The organism is Actinomycetospora lemnae (genome assembly GCF_028737315.1).
In the GTDB taxonomy this organism is placed as follows: Bacteria; Actinomycetota; Actinomycetes; order Mycobacteriales; family Pseudonocardiaceae; genus Actinomycetospora; species Actinomycetospora lemnae.
In genome coordinates this window covers 398730-413765 of sequence record NZ_JAQZAO010000003.1, presented here as the reverse complement: position 1 = coordinate 413765, position 15036 = coordinate 398730, and the positions used below count along the sequence as shown (strand labels likewise).

At 72.0% G+C, this 15036-nt stretch carries 11 protein-coding genes and 1 pseudogene; 2 read left to right on the top strand and 10 right to left on the bottom strand.

All coding sequences use genetic code 11. The features are described 5' to 3' along the window. Window positions 1–55: 55 nt before the first annotated feature. From PGB27_RS08975 to PGB27_RS08940, 8 genes are read right to left on the bottom strand one after another with little or no spacing between them, the layout of a single operon-like run. Complete coding sequence (locus tag PGB27_RS08975) at window positions 56–1249, bottom strand: CIS tube protein (RefSeq protein ID WP_274200023.1); 1194 nt, start codon at window positions 1247–1249, stop codon at window positions 56–58. Then, on the bottom strand, window positions 1246–1896 hold the full coding sequence (locus PGB27_RS08970; protein ID WP_274200022.1) for a phage tail protein: 651 nt from the start codon (window positions 1894–1896) through the stop codon (window positions 1246–1248). Before PGB27_RS08970 ends, PGB27_RS08975 begins: the two co-directional genes overlap by 4 nt. Then, complete coding sequence (locus PGB27_RS08965; RefSeq protein WP_274200021.1) at window positions 1893–3836, bottom strand: phage tail sheath C-terminal domain-containing protein; 1944 nt, start codon at window positions 3834–3836, stop codon at window positions 1893–1895. Before PGB27_RS08965 ends, PGB27_RS08970 begins: the two co-directional genes overlap by 4 nt. A gap of 16 nt (window positions 3837–3852) precedes the next feature. Then, window positions 3853–4308, bottom strand: coding sequence for a phage tail protein (locus tag PGB27_RS08960; RefSeq protein WP_274200020.1), 456 nt, complete (start codon window positions 4306–4308; stop codon window positions 3853–3855). A gap of 28 nt (window positions 4309–4336) precedes the next feature. Continuing rightward, a complete protein-coding gene (locus PGB27_RS08955; RefSeq protein WP_456298474.1) occupies window positions 4337–5581 on the bottom strand; it encodes a phage tail sheath family protein in 1245 nt (414 codons plus the stop codon). Then, complete coding sequence (locus PGB27_RS08950; protein ID WP_274200019.1) at window positions 5479–6168, bottom strand: hypothetical protein; 690 nt, start codon at window positions 6166–6168, stop codon at window positions 5479–5481. Before PGB27_RS08950 ends, PGB27_RS08955 begins: the two co-directional genes overlap by 103 nt. Before the next feature lie 16 nt (window positions 6169–6184). After that, window positions 6185–7099 (bottom strand): hypothetical protein, encoded by a 915-nt coding sequence (locus PGB27_RS08945; RefSeq protein WP_274200018.1) that lies wholly within the window; start codon window positions 7097–7099, stop codon window positions 6185–6187. After that, the gene (locus PGB27_RS08940) at window positions 7096–7689 is read right to left on the bottom strand and encodes a Pvc16 family protein (RefSeq protein WP_274200017.1); all 594 of its coding nucleotides are present in this window, start codon (window positions 7687–7689) and stop codon (window positions 7096–7098) included. The genes PGB27_RS08945 and PGB27_RS08940 overlap by 4 nt, the downstream gene beginning before the upstream one ends. Window positions 7690–7831: 142 nt before the next feature. Between PGB27_RS08940 and PGB27_RS08935 the strand changes: the two genes are divergently transcribed. Next, window positions 7832–8776, top strand: a complete 945-nt coding sequence (locus tag PGB27_RS08935) for a hypothetical protein (RefSeq protein WP_274200016.1) — start codon at window positions 7832–7834, stop codon at window positions 8774–8776. Window positions 8777–9098: 322 nt separating this feature from the next. Here the strand turns inward: PGB27_RS08935 and PGB27_RS08930 are convergent. Further along, a pseudogene (locus tag PGB27_RS08930) lies at window positions 9099–10347 on the bottom strand (IS256 family transposase). Window positions 10348–10653: 306 nt separating this feature from the next. Between PGB27_RS08930 and PGB27_RS08925 the strand changes: the two are divergent. Next, complete coding sequence (locus PGB27_RS08925; protein WP_274200015.1) at window positions 10654–11712, top strand: IS110 family RNA-guided transposase; 1059 nt, start codon at window positions 10654–10656, stop codon at window positions 11710–11712. A 1737-nt stretch (window positions 11713–13449) separates the two neighbouring features. Here the strand turns inward: PGB27_RS08925 and mdlC are convergent. Continuing rightward, window positions 13450–15033, bottom strand: a complete 1584-nt coding sequence (gene mdlC, locus PGB27_RS08920) for a benzoylformate decarboxylase (RefSeq protein ID WP_274200014.1) — start codon at window positions 15031–15033, stop codon at window positions 13450–13452. Window positions 15034–15036 lie beyond the last annotated feature (3 nt).

Here is a 15036-nt window from a genome sequence, read left to right as displayed (position 1 = left end):
CGGTCCGCCCAGCATCGCGGCGTCGCCGTCACCGGTCCGTCGCGTCGTCGACGGGTCAGGGCCCCTGGTCCTGCCACGGCACGCCGGAGGACGTCCCGGGACGCGCCCGGCGGGCCCGGGCCGCGCGCGAGGCCAGGCTGTGGGCGACCTCGGTGGCGCCGGGCCGGCGGCGATCGCGCAGCGGGACACCCGTCCCGTACGTCGCCGCCCGGGGGTCGGGAGCCGTCGACCCGCCGGGCAGAACAGCGGGAAGGGCCTCGGGAACGGCGCCGGCACCGCCGCGGGTCGCCACGCCGAACCCGGCCCGCGCGCCGTCCGCGGCCGCGCCGGTGATGGCGGCGGCGACCGCGCCCGCAGCAGCCGAGATGCCCCCGGCGGCGGACAGCAGCAGCCCGGGGTCCCCGGGCCCCGGGGCGGCACCCTCGCCGAGGGCCGTCGCCAGAGCCGCCGGGGACGCCACGTCGCGGCCGGCGGCGAAGCCGGGTCCCGCATCCACGACCGGGGCACCGCGCGTCTCCGGGCCCAGGCGCACCGGAGTGCCCGCCGGCAGGGCGAGCGGGCCCTCGAGCCCGCTCATCGCGGCCCGCCACGCCTCCGGGTCCCGGCCGACGCGGGCGAGCACCTGCGCGGCGCTCTCGCCGTCCTGGGCACGCACGATCTGGTCGGTGCGCTCGCTGCCCCGCTGTCCCGGGCCCGCCCCGGTCGTCCCCGGTTCGGTCGCGCCGGCGGCGTCCCTGGCACCCGCGCCCTTCTCGGTGGCCTCGTAATCGAAGTCCTGCTCGGCGATGCTCACCGCCACCTTGGCCCGCAACGGCGTGCCGTCGGGCGCGAAGTGCTCGAGGTCCTCGGCGACCTGGTCGATCACCCCGTCGAAGCACAACGTGCCCCATCGGAACCGCACCGCGGGCGGCGGGTCGCCGGGTCGGTCCCTCGGGACCTCGATGAATTGACGCAGCAGCGCGGTCCAGTCCCGCACGCTCACCCGGGAGGCGGCGCTGCCCTGCTCTGCGGTGTCGAACTCGAGGTCGAACGCCAGCGTCGACCCCTCCGTTGCGGGGTGCTGCCTCTTCTGGGTCTTCGTCGTGACCCCGCCGCGGTCGACGTTGTTCTTCCGGCTGATCTTCAGCGTGGCCGGGTTGAACTGCACCGGCACGGCCGGCCCCTGCGGCTCGACGCGGGCCTTGCGGTTCTTGCCGGCGCGACGCAGGTAGCTCAGGCGCTGGAGGGTGGCCGGCGCGAGCTCGGTCACGGTGCGTTCCCCCGTCCTGCCCCGGCCGCGCCCGGGGCGGCCCCGGTGGCCGTCCCGCTGGTCGCCGCCGTCGTCTCGAGCCGCAGCCCCTCGTGCGCGATCTGGAGCTCTTCCAGGGCGATCTCGCCGGTCTTCGCGTTCAGCGCGGGCCCGGCGACCTTGGCCGGGAGCCCGCGCACGAACGACCAGTGCGCGAGCACCCGCCGGCCCGCGGCGTCGTGGACCTCGACGTGCCCGTCGTAGCGCGGGACCGGCAGTGTCCCCGCGATCATCCCGCCGATCCAGTCCCACAGCGCGCCGTCGGCGCCGCCGCCGGCGGTCGGGACGAGCATCCCGCGCCGCAGCGTGATCGTCCCGGCCTTCACCCGCCCCACCCGGCGCACTACGCCGTCGTTGCGACCCCCCTCGGCCAGTTCGCGCAGCTCGACGTCGAGGTCCAGCCCGGAGCACTCGGCGAACCCCCCGTCACCGAGCTGGTCCGGCCCGGCCGTCGCCGCGGTGGGACGGGGCGGGCCGCTCCCGCGCGGTGAGCCGGTGAGATCCGGCGACGGGGTCAAGGTCGGTGAGGGCACCGCGGAGCGGACCAGCCGCACGCGGAACCAGAACGCGGGCACGAGGTCCAGGCGGCGCTCGTCGGGCAGGCTCACGGCTCGCTCCCCCGCTCCTCGACGCGGGTGCTGCCGTCGGCGTCCTGTGTGACCCGCAGGACGAGGTGTTCGAGCGGGACCGAGGGGCAGACGCGGATCTCGGCGACCAGCCGCCCCAGCGCCTGGGTTCGTGGCGGGTTGAGGACGTCGTCGCAGCGCACCGAGAACGACTCCGCCTCCGTGGCGCCCGCGAAGGCCCCAGCGCGCTGCAGGTCGCGCAGCAGTGCGGTGACCGTTCCGGTGAGTCCGGCGCGCAGCGGAGCGGTGTTCGGCTCGAACACCAGCCAGCGGGTCTGGCGGACCAGGGCGAGCTCGAGCATCGTCATCAGCCGGCGCACGCTGAGCTGGCGGTAGTCGGGGTCGGTGGACAGCGTGCGCGCCGATGTCAGCCGGAATCCGTCGCGCTCGGCGCGAAACACGTCGACGCCGAGCCGGTGCAGGGTGTTGTGGTCGGCGTCGGAGACGTCGGTGGCGGCGAGTACGGCCCCCGCCGCAAGGGCGTTGGCGGGGCCCCAGGGCAGGCCGAGCCGGTTCTCCCGTTCGGCGATGATCCCGGCGGCGAAGCCGCAGGGCGGCACCCACACCACCTCGGAGGTCGGGTCGAAGGGATCGACCACACCCAGCCACGGGTGGTACGCGGCAGCGAAGGAGCTGTTGAACCCGGCGCGCCAGCGGGTGATGGTCCGGGTGGGAGCGTCGCGCGGCACGTCGAGGAGCGCGACGAAACGGTGGGCCCGGTCGGCGAGCTCGACCATCCGGTGCTGGCGTCGGGAGATCTCGGCGAGCTCGGTGCCCGGGTCGAGCATCGCGACACGCCCCGGGACCGCCATCTCGAGCCGCGGCGCCGGCGGCGCGCACCCGTCCCCCGGCGGGCGCGGTTCGACGGCGACCGTCGTTGTCGGCTCCCGCGAGGCGACGAGCAGGTCGGGCGCGGCGAGCAGCCCGATCTCGGTCTCCAGCGCCATCCGGTCCAGTCCGTGCACCGGGGTGGCAGGGTCGAGATCGTCGCTCTCGGCCGGGAGCGCCCACACCGGCCCGTCGCCGGCGAAGCTTCCCGGGCCGATGGCGGCCCACCGGTCCCGCCCGGCGTGCACGAGCTCGCCGGTCCATGGGCCGAGTCCGGTGTCGGGCCGCAGGCCGTCGGCCCAGCCCCGACCAGGACTCACCAGCCGCGACCGGGTGTCCAGGACCGTGTAGGCCCACCGCGGGTGGTGGGGGTACAGCCCGAGGTCGGTGAAGACCTCGCGGCGGTCGAGGTCGGGCGCGCGGTCCTCGACGGTGATCGTCGCGGTGACGAGCGCGGCCTCCACGCTCCCGCGGGACAGTGCCGGCCCGGGGTCGAGCACCGCCACCGAGCGATCGGAGGCGTGCTCGCCCTCGATGAGCGCCACGACGCGCCGCAGGGTGCCGGGTCCGGCCCCCCGCAGCTGCAGCAGGCTGTCGGGCGGGACGACCGCGCCCTCGGGCAGGACCAGCGCCGTCGGCCCGTGAGCCGGGTGGTGGTCGCTCACCAGCCGCACGGTCGTGTCAAAGGTGCAGTGCACCTCGAGGCCGTTGCCCCACGCGCCCTCGTCACGGGCCACGATCCGGAGCGGAGAGCCCACCGGCCCGAGGCGGAGCTCGGCGCGGGCGTCGTCGGCCGCGGTGGCCGGGCTCCGGGGCAGCGGCGAGACGCGCAGCACCAGTGCCCGCCGTCCCCCCTGGACGAAGAAGGCGTGCACCGCGTGTCCGAGCAGGCCGTCGGCGGCGTCGCGCGGGGTGCCGAAGCGCCACTGGTATTCCGACCAGCTGGTGACGGCCACCGGCGCGTCGACCGGCCCGCGCGGGGCGACACCGACGAAGCCCGCGATGTCGAGGCGCTCCGGGCGCAGCGTCTTACGGGGTCGCGCCGGCTGCCACACGACACCCGGCGCGCCCAGCGAGAGACCCGCGGAGCTCACCGCGTCCACCACCGGGTCACAACGAGAGGAAGTCGATGCGCTCGGAGACGAGCTGGAGCTCCTCCATCGCGACGTCGCCGCCGCCCTTCGCGGCCAGGGTCGGCCCCACCCATTTCTTCGGCTGGGCGGCGCGCAGGGTCCACTGGCACACCGGGGTGCGGGCCTCGTCGAGCAGCGTCACCACGACGGTGCGCGGATCGAGGTCGCCCTCCCGGGTCTCCTTAAGCCAGGTGAACAGCCGCAGGTCCCCGATGATGCCGCGTTTGAGCGTGACGTCGTCGGTGGTGTTCACGTTCGGGATCTTGCGGACGTGGTTCTCGGGGTCGTTCCCATTGCGGTACTCCGAGTACTTGATCTCGTTGGCGGCCCCGGTGAAGTCGGAGAACCCGCCCACGACGTCGCCCTCGCCGCCGGCGTCGCCGAGCTTTACGGTGAAGTTGAAGTTCCCGTAGGGGTTGGGTCGGATGGCCACGACGGTGCTCCAAAGGTCTCGGGCGCGCTCAGGTGCGGCGGGCGTCGGCGGTCCACTGACCGACGCGGAAGATCACGAACTCGGCGGGGTAGGTCGGGGCCACGCCGATCAGGCAGATGAGACGCCCGTTGTCGAGGTCGTTCTGGGTCATGGTCGTGCGGTCGCAGCGCACGAAGAAGGCCTCCTCGGGACGGTTGCCCATCAGCGCCCCGCTGCGCCAGGCGACCAGCAGGAAGTCCTCGATGCTCTGGCGGATCGAGCTCCACAGCGCCTGGTTGTTCGGTTCGAAGACCGCCCACTGCGTCGATCTGAAGATCGAGTGCTCGAGGTAGATGAACAGCCGCCGCACGTTCACGTAGATCCATTCCGGGTCCGAGGACATCGTGCGGGCGCCCCAGATGCGGTTGGCCCGCCCCTCGAAGAAGCGCAGCGCGTTGACGCCCTCGGGGTTGAGCACGGCTTGGCGGTCGCCGGTCACGGTGGTCGCGAAGCGGTCCAGGCCGTAGACCACCTCGTTCGCCGGGGCCTTGTGCACGCCCCGCTCAGCGTCGGTGCGGGCGTAGACGCCGGCAACGAAGCCCGACGGCGGCAGGTCGAGCATCGGTGTGGGGCCACCGGGGTCGGGGCGGCGGCTCGGGTCGACGATGCGGACCCAAGGGTAGTACAGCGCCGCGTAGGACGAGTCGAACTGCGCTCGGAAGCGACGGACCTCCGCGAGCGAGCTGTCCTGTGGCGGATCGACGACGGCGATCCGGTAGCGCAGCGACTCGCAGTGCCGGATGAGGTCCCCGGTCGCCTGGCGTTGTGCGGCGTCGGGCAGGTCGACGATGTCGGGCATCGCCACGATGGCGATGTCCTCCACCTCGCCGAGAGCGGTGAGCCCCGTGGCGGGTTGTCTCAGGTCGTCGACGTTCGCGGGACGACCACGCAGCGCGTCTCCGTCGATCGGCTGCCCCTCGCCGCCGCCTGTAAGGTAGGCGGCTGGGGCGGCCAGCAGGGCGGTGAGCAGGGCGCCGGGGTCCGGAGTGGGGGTCGGCAGGTCGAGCCAGACGAGGCTGAACTCGTCGGGCGGGTCCTCGGCCTCCAGCACCCGGGTGATCGCCCGGGAGTGGGGTTCGCGGAGCTCCATCTCGCTGTAGACGTCGGAACGCTCGCTGCCGAACGTCACCGTCACCGCGAGCGTGATGTGGAACCCCTGCACGTTGGCGGGCACCGGGGTGACGGCGCCGCCTGCCCCGACGAAGCCCAGCGCCCCCTGCTGGTCCCGGCCCACCACCCGGATGGTCGGTGCCACCGGCAGCGTCCTGTCGTCGGGGCGGGCCGCCGCGGCCGGCAGCACCTCCACCGCCGCCCCCTCGCGAACACCGCGGAGCTCCCACCGACGATCACATTGCCGCTGCGCCGGAAGCCCGTGGCAACCTGGATCCGCCGGCCCGCCACCCCGGGCCAGCGTGCCCGCCACACCGCCATCGGGGTGCCCCTGGCCGGGATCGGCAGGGACGCGAAGGTGGCGGCGACGTCGAGCTGCGGGTTGGCTCCCGTGGTCATCGTCGGGGCGAACACCCGGGAGACGTAGAGCCGACGGCCGCCGTTGGCGAAGAAGGCGCGGGCGGCGTGGGCGAGCCGGCACGTCGTCCCGTCGACGAGCAGCCCGCCGAACGCCCGCTCGTACTCGGTGATGCTGGTGACCAGGGTGGGCTCGGGCAGCATGCTCAGGCGATCACCGGGCAGGTTGTAGGGCACCGGGCCGTACTCGGTGCGCCCCGCCATCCCGAAGGTCGCGGTCGGCACGCCCTGGACCGGGCGGGACCGGAAGCTCGTCTCCTCGACGTAGACGCCGGGGGTCAGGTATTCGGGCATGGTCAGACTCCAGGGGTCACGGGCGCGGGACGAACGTCTGGTCGGGCAGGACGCGGGTGCGTCCGACGGTGAGCGCGACGACCTGATCGGCGGCGGCGCGGTAGCCGGCGGGCGGGGTGATGCCGCGGGCGAGGTCGTCCTCGGGCGGCGGACCGGTGGCGCCCGAGGCGACGGGCACCAGGCCCAGGGACTCCGGGGGCAGGGTCGCGAGCGGGTCGCGGGGGTCGAGCGTCGGGTCGGGCGGGGGGCCCGTCGGCGGGCCGTACACGCGCAGGACCGCCGGGTGCTCGTCGACGTCGACGGGGACCGCCCCGGCGTCGGCGACGACGAGCAGCACCTCGCCCGCGCGGTCGCCATGTCCCCACGCCACCCGGGCGCCCAAGGCTCCGGCGAAGAGCACGGCCCGGACCCAGGGCACCGGGGCGCCGGAGGGCCGGACGACCCGGAACCGCAGGGTCGTCGCTCCGCGGGGCACGCTCGTCGCCGGCCCCGGCAGCAGCCAGGGCCGCACCCGGCGGGCCCAGGCCGGGACGAACGGCCCGCCCTCCTCGGCCGCGAGGATCGGCCCCGGTCCACGGACGACCACGTCGAGACGGCGGGGCACCCAACGCGCGACCGGGTCGTCGAGACGCAGCCGCACGACGACGTCGGCCTGCTGGTCGGCCTGGTGCTGCACGGACGCGTCGTAGGTGAGCACCGCGCGCCCCGCCGCCCCGGAGGGTAGGTGCTCGGCGGGGTAGCGGGGCAGCGGGTCGCGGGCCCGCCGCGCGACGTGCATCGACCGTCGCGTCTCGCGGCCCACGCGCACCCCGACGGCCGGGCCGCCGGTGATCCCGTCCCGGGGCTCGACGGCCAGGGCCGACCGATGCAGCACCGGGGCGGGGCCCCAGGGCGAGTCGACGTTCCCGAGCGGGATGGGTGCCGGGCTCATCGCAGCGCCTGCGCCCGGGCGGCGACCGTGGTGACGGCACCGCCATCGTCGTCGCCGGCCCCCTCGATCACCACCACCCGCACCTGGTACAGCAGATAGGTCCGGAAATCGGCGGTCAGGGCCTGGAAGGCCTCGCTCATCGATTCGAGCGCCATGTCGTCGGGAACGATCTGCAGGCTCTCCTCGGCCGCGAAGCCGCCGTCGGGGTGCAGGGTCGGGCCCTGGAGCAGGTTCTCGGCTTCCAGCACGCTCGCCGTCAGCCCCAGCCAGCGCAGCTCGTTCTCGACGAAGTCGTCCCATGCGGTGAGCAGCAGGTGCATCCGGAGAGGGATGCGCGGAATGCCGTCGGCAGCCGCGACCGCCGACCAACCCGGTCGTGTCTCCCGATCCACCGAGATGCGGTAGCAGTACACGGACACCGCCGGGAAAGCGATCTGTGCGCCCGGCGTGCCGACCGCTTCGAGGTCGGCGGTCCCGACCATGACCACTGAAGGCCGACGGTCGCCGGGCGGAATCGTGGCGCGGAACCGGCGGTCGAGCAGCTCGACGATGCTGCGCATCGTCGCGGCGAGAGCGGCATGACCAGCCATGTCGCGCAGCGTGGGGAGGGCGGCGTCACGGTCCCGTCGCGCGCTCCCCACCGGGTCGCGCCTCGAGCACGAGCGCGGTGCAACGGTCGCGTGACGTCCGTTACGCCACGGTCGCGTCTCCGCGACGCGAGGAGGTCTGCAGATGAACGCGGACGAGAAGGCCGACCAGTCCGCCGGCGACAAGGACGACACACCGTCGGAGCTCGCGCGGCTGTCCTGCTGGATCCGACGCGCCGAGCGGCAGGCGGAAGTGGCCGGGGAGAAGAAGGGCGACCTCGCCGACCTCAGCACGCGCTACGAGGCCGCGCGAGCCGCCTACAGCGAGGCGTGGACCGCTGCCGACGTGGCGATCGGCGCTGCCCGCAGCGACCTGGAGGCCGTGACGAAGGACGTGGGGTGCAAGCTCGAGGCGGACGCCAAGAAGCGCCTCGACACCGCCTGGACGTCCACCGCGAAACGGCTGAACGAGTGCGCAAAGCCGGACCACGCGCCCTCGGTCCCGGACTGCAAGCCCGATACCACGAAGGAGAAAGGCGAGACCGCGGCCTCGCTCGCCGGCCGCGTCCACGATCTCCGGGTCCAGGCCGAGCAGCGGCAATCGCTCGTCGAAGCACTGCTCGAGGAGATCGACGACCTCCCCCGGCGGGTGAAGGACGTGGAGGACGAGATCGCTGCCCTCAAATCGGACCTCGCCGCGCCGAGTCCCGACCTCGCGCGCCTCTATGCTCGTGCCCTGGTTGCCGGCTGGCGCCTCGATCACATCCACCGAGGCTTCGCCGATATCGACATATACGTCGATCTCGTGCGGCAAGCCACCGTGGGGCTTTACCAGTTGTGGCAGGCCATCGCGATTCTGGAGGGTCGACAGGCGTACCGGGCGTGCCTGGCCGATGCGAGCCCGGCCGGTCCGTGCGCAGTGCTGCTCGCCGATCCGGTCGCCGACCTGCTCAAAGGAGGGACAGACGGCGGCAGAGCGACGGGCGGTGGTGGCGCAGCGGCAGGTGGTGTGGGAGCGGCCGCAGGTCTCGGCGCCGCGGCGGCACCTGACGACGACGCCGCTAGGGGTGGCATCACAGGGGACAGATGACGGCGGCATAGGGACATGATCGTCGGCGCAACGGCGGCGGACGCGGGTACGGGCTCGGAGCGCCTGGTCCTGGCGCTGGTCGGGCCGCTGATCACCGTGATCCTCGGGAACTCGTCTCGGGCCTCGTGCTCTGGCGACGTCGTGAGCGAGTGAACAGGACCGACGTAGAGCCGGGGATCAGGCGAACGTGCGAGCACCTATCGGGCGTGTCGTCGCGAGCGCCTCGAGCAGCCGTTGCGGACATGATCGACCCGGCCCCCTTGCTCTTGGGTCAAGCCCAGGGGCGTGGTGTAGCGCGGTCGCGTGATCCTGTTGTTGTGGGTTAGGCGCTCAGCGCTGGGACGATGTCGGTGTTGGCCCCTTCGGCGGTGTCGGGGGTGGTGATGGCGGCGCGGGCTCGGGCGAGGGCGTCGAGGCCGAGGTAGCGGCGGCCTTCGGCCCATTCGTCGTGTTGTTCGGCGAGCACGGCGCCGACCAGGCGGATCACTGCGTCGCGGTCGGGGAAGATGGCGACCACGTCGGTGCGCCGGCGGATCTCGCGGTTGAGCCGTTCCTGGGGGTTGTTCGACCAGATCTGTCGCCAGATCTCGCCGGGGGAACACGGTGAAGGCCAGCACGTCGCCGCGCGCGCGGTCGAGGTGGTCGGCGACCTGGGGAAGCTTGTGCTCGAGGGCGTCGAGGACGCGGTCGAACTGGGCGTGCACCGCCGCGGCGTCGGGCTGGTCGTAGACCGAGTGCAGCAGGGTCTTGACCCACGGCCAGCTGCTCTTGGGGGTTACGGCCATGAGGTTGGCCGCGTAGTGGGTGCGGCAGCGCTGCCAGGCCGCGCCGGGCAACGTCGCGCCGATGGCCTCGACCAGCCCGGCGTGGGCGTCGCTGGTGACCAGCCCGACCCCGCCCAGGCCGCGGGCGACCAGATCGCGGAAGAACGCCAGCCAGCCGGCGCCGTCCTCGGCGCTGGAGACCTGCAGCCCGAGCAGCTCGCGGTGCCCGTCGGCGTTGACCCCGGTAGCGATCAGGGCGTGCACGTTGACCACCCGGCCGGCTTCGCGGACCTTGAGCACGAGCGCGTCGGCGGCCACGAACAGGTACGGGCCGGCATCCAGCGGGCGGGTGCGGAACGCCGCGACCTGCTCGTCGAGGTCGGCGGCCATGGTGCTGACCTGGGACTTCGACAGTCGGGTGATACCGAGGCTCTCGACGAGGCGCTCCATGCGCCGCGTGCTCACCCCGAGCAGGTAGCAGGTGGCCACCACGCTGGTCAGCGCGGCCTCGGCGCGGCGGCGACGCTCGAGCAGCCACTCCGGAAAGTAAGTCTCCCGGCGCAGCTTCGGGATCGCCACGTCCAGCGTGCCCACCCGGGTGTCGAAGTCGCGGTGCCGGTAGCCGTTGCGGTGATTCACCCGGTGCTCGCTGCGTTCGCCGTGCCCGGCGCCGCACACCGCGTCGGCCTCGGCCGACATCAGTGTGTCGATCATCGTGGTGAGCAGCGAACGCAGCAGGTCCGGACTCGCCTGGGCCAGGTGCTCGTGCAGGAACTCGGTGGGGTCGATACTCGGGGCCGCGGCCATCGCGTGGATCTCTCCGATCTTGAGCGGGAACTCAGTTCGAAGGATCACGCGGTGGCCGCCCTACACGACGTCGCCACGCCGGTCAGCGCGGTCGGTACACCACTCTGCTCAGTGCCAGGGTAATCACCGACCCGACCGGCTCGCTCCACCACTCTGTGCCCGCCTGAGGCTTAGTCCGCTTGTGCGGCCGGTCGAGTCCGTCGGACCGACCGGCGTGGCTTGATAGGAGCGTGGCACCGCCCCCACTGAGCTATGCCCGCCGGCCGGTCCTGCCGCCCTCCAGGACAGCCGAAGGGAGACCCGCCCATGGTGGTTCTCGGGATCGATGCTCACAAGCGCAGCCACACCGTCGTCGCGGTCGATCATGCTGGTCGCAAGCTCGGCGAACGCACCCTGACCGCGACCACATCCGATCACCTCGCGATGCTCACCTGGGCCGAGCAGTTCGGTGACCAGCGCCAGTGGGCGGTGGAAGACTGCCTTCACCTGTCTCGCCGACTCGAGCACGACCTCCTGGCCGCCGGCGAGAGCCTGGTCCGGGTGCCGCCCAAGCTGATGGCGCAGACCCGCGACAGCGCCCGCACCTACGGCAAGTCCGACCCCATCGACGCCCTCGCCGTCGCCCGCGCGGTGCTGCGCGAACCTGACCTGCCCACCGCCCGCCTCGACGGGCCCGCCCGCGAGGTCCGCCTACTCGCCGATCACCGAGACGACCTCGTCGCTGAACGGACCCGAGTGATCAACCGGCTGCGCTGGCACCTCCACGAGCTCGACCCGTCCTGGGCCCCGCCGGCTCGTAGCCTCTGGCGGCCGAAGAACCTGGCCACCGTCACCGAACGCCTCAAGGACCTGGCCGGCCTGGTGGCCCGCCTGGCCCGCACCCTGGTCGAACGCTGTCGCGAGCTCAGTGGCCAGATCGCCGAACTCGACCGCGAGCTCAGCGAGCTCGTGGCCCAGGTGGCACCCACGCTGCTCGAACTCTGTGGATGCGCCACCCTGACCGCGGCCAAGATCGTCGGTGAGACCGCCGGCGTCGACCGGTTCCGGTCCCGGCACGCCTTCGCCCGCCACAACGGGACCGCCCCGGTACCTGTCTGGTCCTCCAACCGGGCCCGCCACCGGCTTAGCCGCGTCGGCAACCGCCAGCTCAACGCCGCAGTCCACCGCATCGCCATCACCCAGGCCCACTACCACCCCGAGGCCATCGCGTTCCTCGAACGCCGGCGAGCTGCCGGCGACTCCAAGCTCGAGTCGATCAGAGTCCTCAAACGACGCCTCTCCGACGTCGTCTACCGAGCGCTCCAGGCCGACCTACAGCACACGCCCCGAGCCTCGCACCGTCGCCTGACAACCACGTTGACATAGGAGCAAGTGGACGCCACTTGCTCTTGCACCAGCGCGGTCGGTCAACGACCACCTGCGGAACTGTCACCTTACGTCGGCATCGGGGTGAGCCATCGCTTGCGCGAGCACGAGCCGGCGCATGATCGGTCATTCGCCCTCTGGTCCTGCCGTTCGACCTGCGCCATAGCTTGACTGCGAGCGGTCGGTCTGGTCGAGCCCGCCCTCGAGGTCGGATATGTGGTCGAGCCCCACCGTGAGAACGTCCGCAATTCGATCTATTCGAGGACGCGCCTCATCACCCCTCCGATTCACCGCGTTCGGCGACAAGGGCACATGCACTCCCAGCAGGGCGGCAGAGGCGGTGATGACGGGCGCGACGACGAAGTCCCGGACCGTGTGCGAGGAGAGCGACGACCTCGGCATTTCGCCGGATCTCGTCGCGCACCTGCCCCGGCCGAGGCAGCCCCGTCCAACAGCACGAGCCCCTTGGGTACCCGACAGATCGAGAATCTCGTTCCGAATGCTCTCAGGTGCTCGTTGGCGTCCCGCAGCTCTTCGACTCGGGTCGTCGCGAGGTCGCAGATTCTTGGAAGCGACCCGGCCACTACCAACGTTCCGACAACTCCTCAATCGAAGCGGCACCACAAGACTTGGATTCGTGCCATGTTCCGTCGGGATTTCCGTTGTTCCGCCTAGCGCGTAAGGGTTGATGGCGATCATCGCAGCGGCTGACGCTTTTGCGAGTACTGCATGGATGACTCTGCTTTCAGGGGCGGCCAACAATTCCACCCCGACGTCATCAATCCCGTATCACGTGATAGCCGCAGCTGTCCGTTTGACGGCTGCCGTCGTGGACTAGTTGGACAACCCTGCAAGCGTTACAACGTGGCCGGCGTTTCAAACGCCGGTTGAGGTCGCCGGACGCGGTGAGGACATCGTCGATCGCGGGAGACGGGTGATGCCCGCGGCGCTGTCGGTGCCGACGTTGTCGGGCACCGACTCCCGAGGGAGCACCTCGCCGCCCGAGGCGTCGGCGGCGGCGCCGAGGAGGGTGTCTGGGCCTCGTTGGCCGCCCTGGCGTCGTGGTCGGCAGGGCTTCGGCGAACAGCTCCACTTACCCGCCGTCGAGCGAGACCGGGTTGCCCTCGGCCAGGGTCCAACACGCGAGGTGCGAGTGCCGTCATCATCTCCCGCCCCAAGGCGGCGGTGTGGATCGCCGCTGACCTCCTCAAGCTCGGCGCCGAGCGCTCCAGCTCGAAGAGCAGGTCCGCCGGCGGGGTGTCCTGCACGGTTTCCCGGGCGAGTACCTCGCGCACAGCCAGGGTGAGAAGTCGTTACGACGAGGCGCGAGACCGGCCGCTTAGGTGTCCGCTTATGCCAGATCACGTTCCTCACTGACACACCATCGCTAACGATCGATGCTGAGCAGCACCGTTGCTGACCAGCACGAACGAGCAGCAGGCTTCACCACAACCACCGTGACTCTTGTCCACTGGGTTCGGGGTTCGAGTCCCTGACGGCGCACTCTTTCCGCTGGTCACGCACCGTGGAGCGATCTTCGATGTGACTCCAGATCGTTCCGGGGCACGCTTACTCCTGACGTTCTCGCCCAGGAAGATCGTTCGCGCCGGCCCCGACCGGTTGAGAGGTCGCCGCCTTCGAGCCGTGTCCGTCGCCTGCTGAAGGACTGTCGGAGTGGACCTCCCAGAAGCCAGCCGCTCGCTGCGACGTGCGTCGAGGTCACCTGGCGAGGGCGACTCAGGTGGACAGGCGCTGCTGGGGGACCTCGACCAGGCGAGGGCCGTCGGCGGACAGGGCTTCCTTCACGGCGGTGGTGAGTTGGGTGAGGCTCGTGGCGCGGGTCGCGGGTACTCCGTATCCGGCAGCGATGTCGGTGATGTCGATGTCGGGGAGGTCGAGGGCGGGAACGTTCTCGAACTGCATCACCTGGGCGAAGTTCTTCAAGGCGGCGTACTCGCGGTTGCGGGCGACGACGAACACGACCGGTACGCGGTAGTGCGCGGCGGTCCAGAGCGCGCTCACGGTGTAGTGCAACGCGCCGTCACCGAGGACGGACAGCACGCGCCGCGACGGGTCCCCCAGCTGCAGGCCGATCGCTGCGGGAAGGCCCCATCCGAGCGCTCCCGCGTCGGGGAAGAAGAGGCTGCCCGGACGGGAGAGATCGAACCGGTCCCAGGTGGTGTCCACCGAGGTCCACTCGTGCGCGATCACGGTGCTCTCGTCCTTGGCGGCGTCGAGCGCGTCGATGATGGCCTCGGCGCTGAAGGCGGGACCTGGTTCGTCGAGCGGCCGGGGCCGGGCGAGAGCAGCGAGGGGCGCCCGCTCGCCGGAGGGGGTCGTGTCGGCGAGCCGGGTGAGGGCATCGGACGGGTTGCCGATCAGAGCGCGACCGACGGGGCTGCGGGCCGCTTCGTCGGGGTCCGACGTGACGGTCCAGAGCTCGGTGCCCGCGGGGAGGTAGTCGCCGTCAGCGAAGACGTGGTATCGGAAGATCGCGGTACCGAAGGCCATGGCGAGGTCGTGGCCGTCGAGCGCGCTCGCGACGCCAGGGATGTCGGAGGGCAGGATGCCCCGGTAGTTCGGATGGCGGGTGGGGAACGGGCAGCGCGACGGACTGGGTGCGACGTACACGGGCAGCGCGAGGTTCTCGGCCAGCCGGGCTGCTCCGTCCCAGCCGGCAGCGTCGTCGGTGCCGGGCCCGAGGATCATGACGGGGTTCGAGGCTGCAGCCAGCCTGCTGCGTATCAGCGCCAGCGACGGCTCGGCCAGCACGGGGTCACCGTGGACCGCCCGGATCTCGAGCTGCGCGAGGGCACCGGCATCGACATCGTGGTCCCAGTCGTCGAGCGGCAGTGAGAGGTAGACCGGCCCGGCCGGGGCCGATCTCGCGAGCAGGATGCCCCTCGACAGTGCGTGCGGGACGTCTTCGGCGCGGAGTGGCTCGTTGCTCCATTTCACCAGCGGCCGTGCCAGCGTCGGCGCGTCGACGTTGGTCAACAGTGCCCCCAGGGCTGCGTAACGACGAGCCTGCTGACCGGAGGTGACGATGACGGGGACATGCCCGGCCTGGGTGTTGGTGAGGTTGCCCATCGCGTTGCCGGTGCCGGCCGCGGCGTGCAGGTTCACCAGGGCCGGCTGGCCCGAGGCACGGGCGTAGCCGTCCGCCATCCCGATGGCTGCGCCCTCCTGCAGCGCGTGGATGTACTGGAAGTCGGCCGGCAGGTTGCTCAGCAAGGGCAACTCGTTCGACCCGGGGTTGCCGAAGATGGTGCGGATCCCGTGGGCGCGGAGCACCTCGTAGAACGCGTCGCGAACGTTCACCGT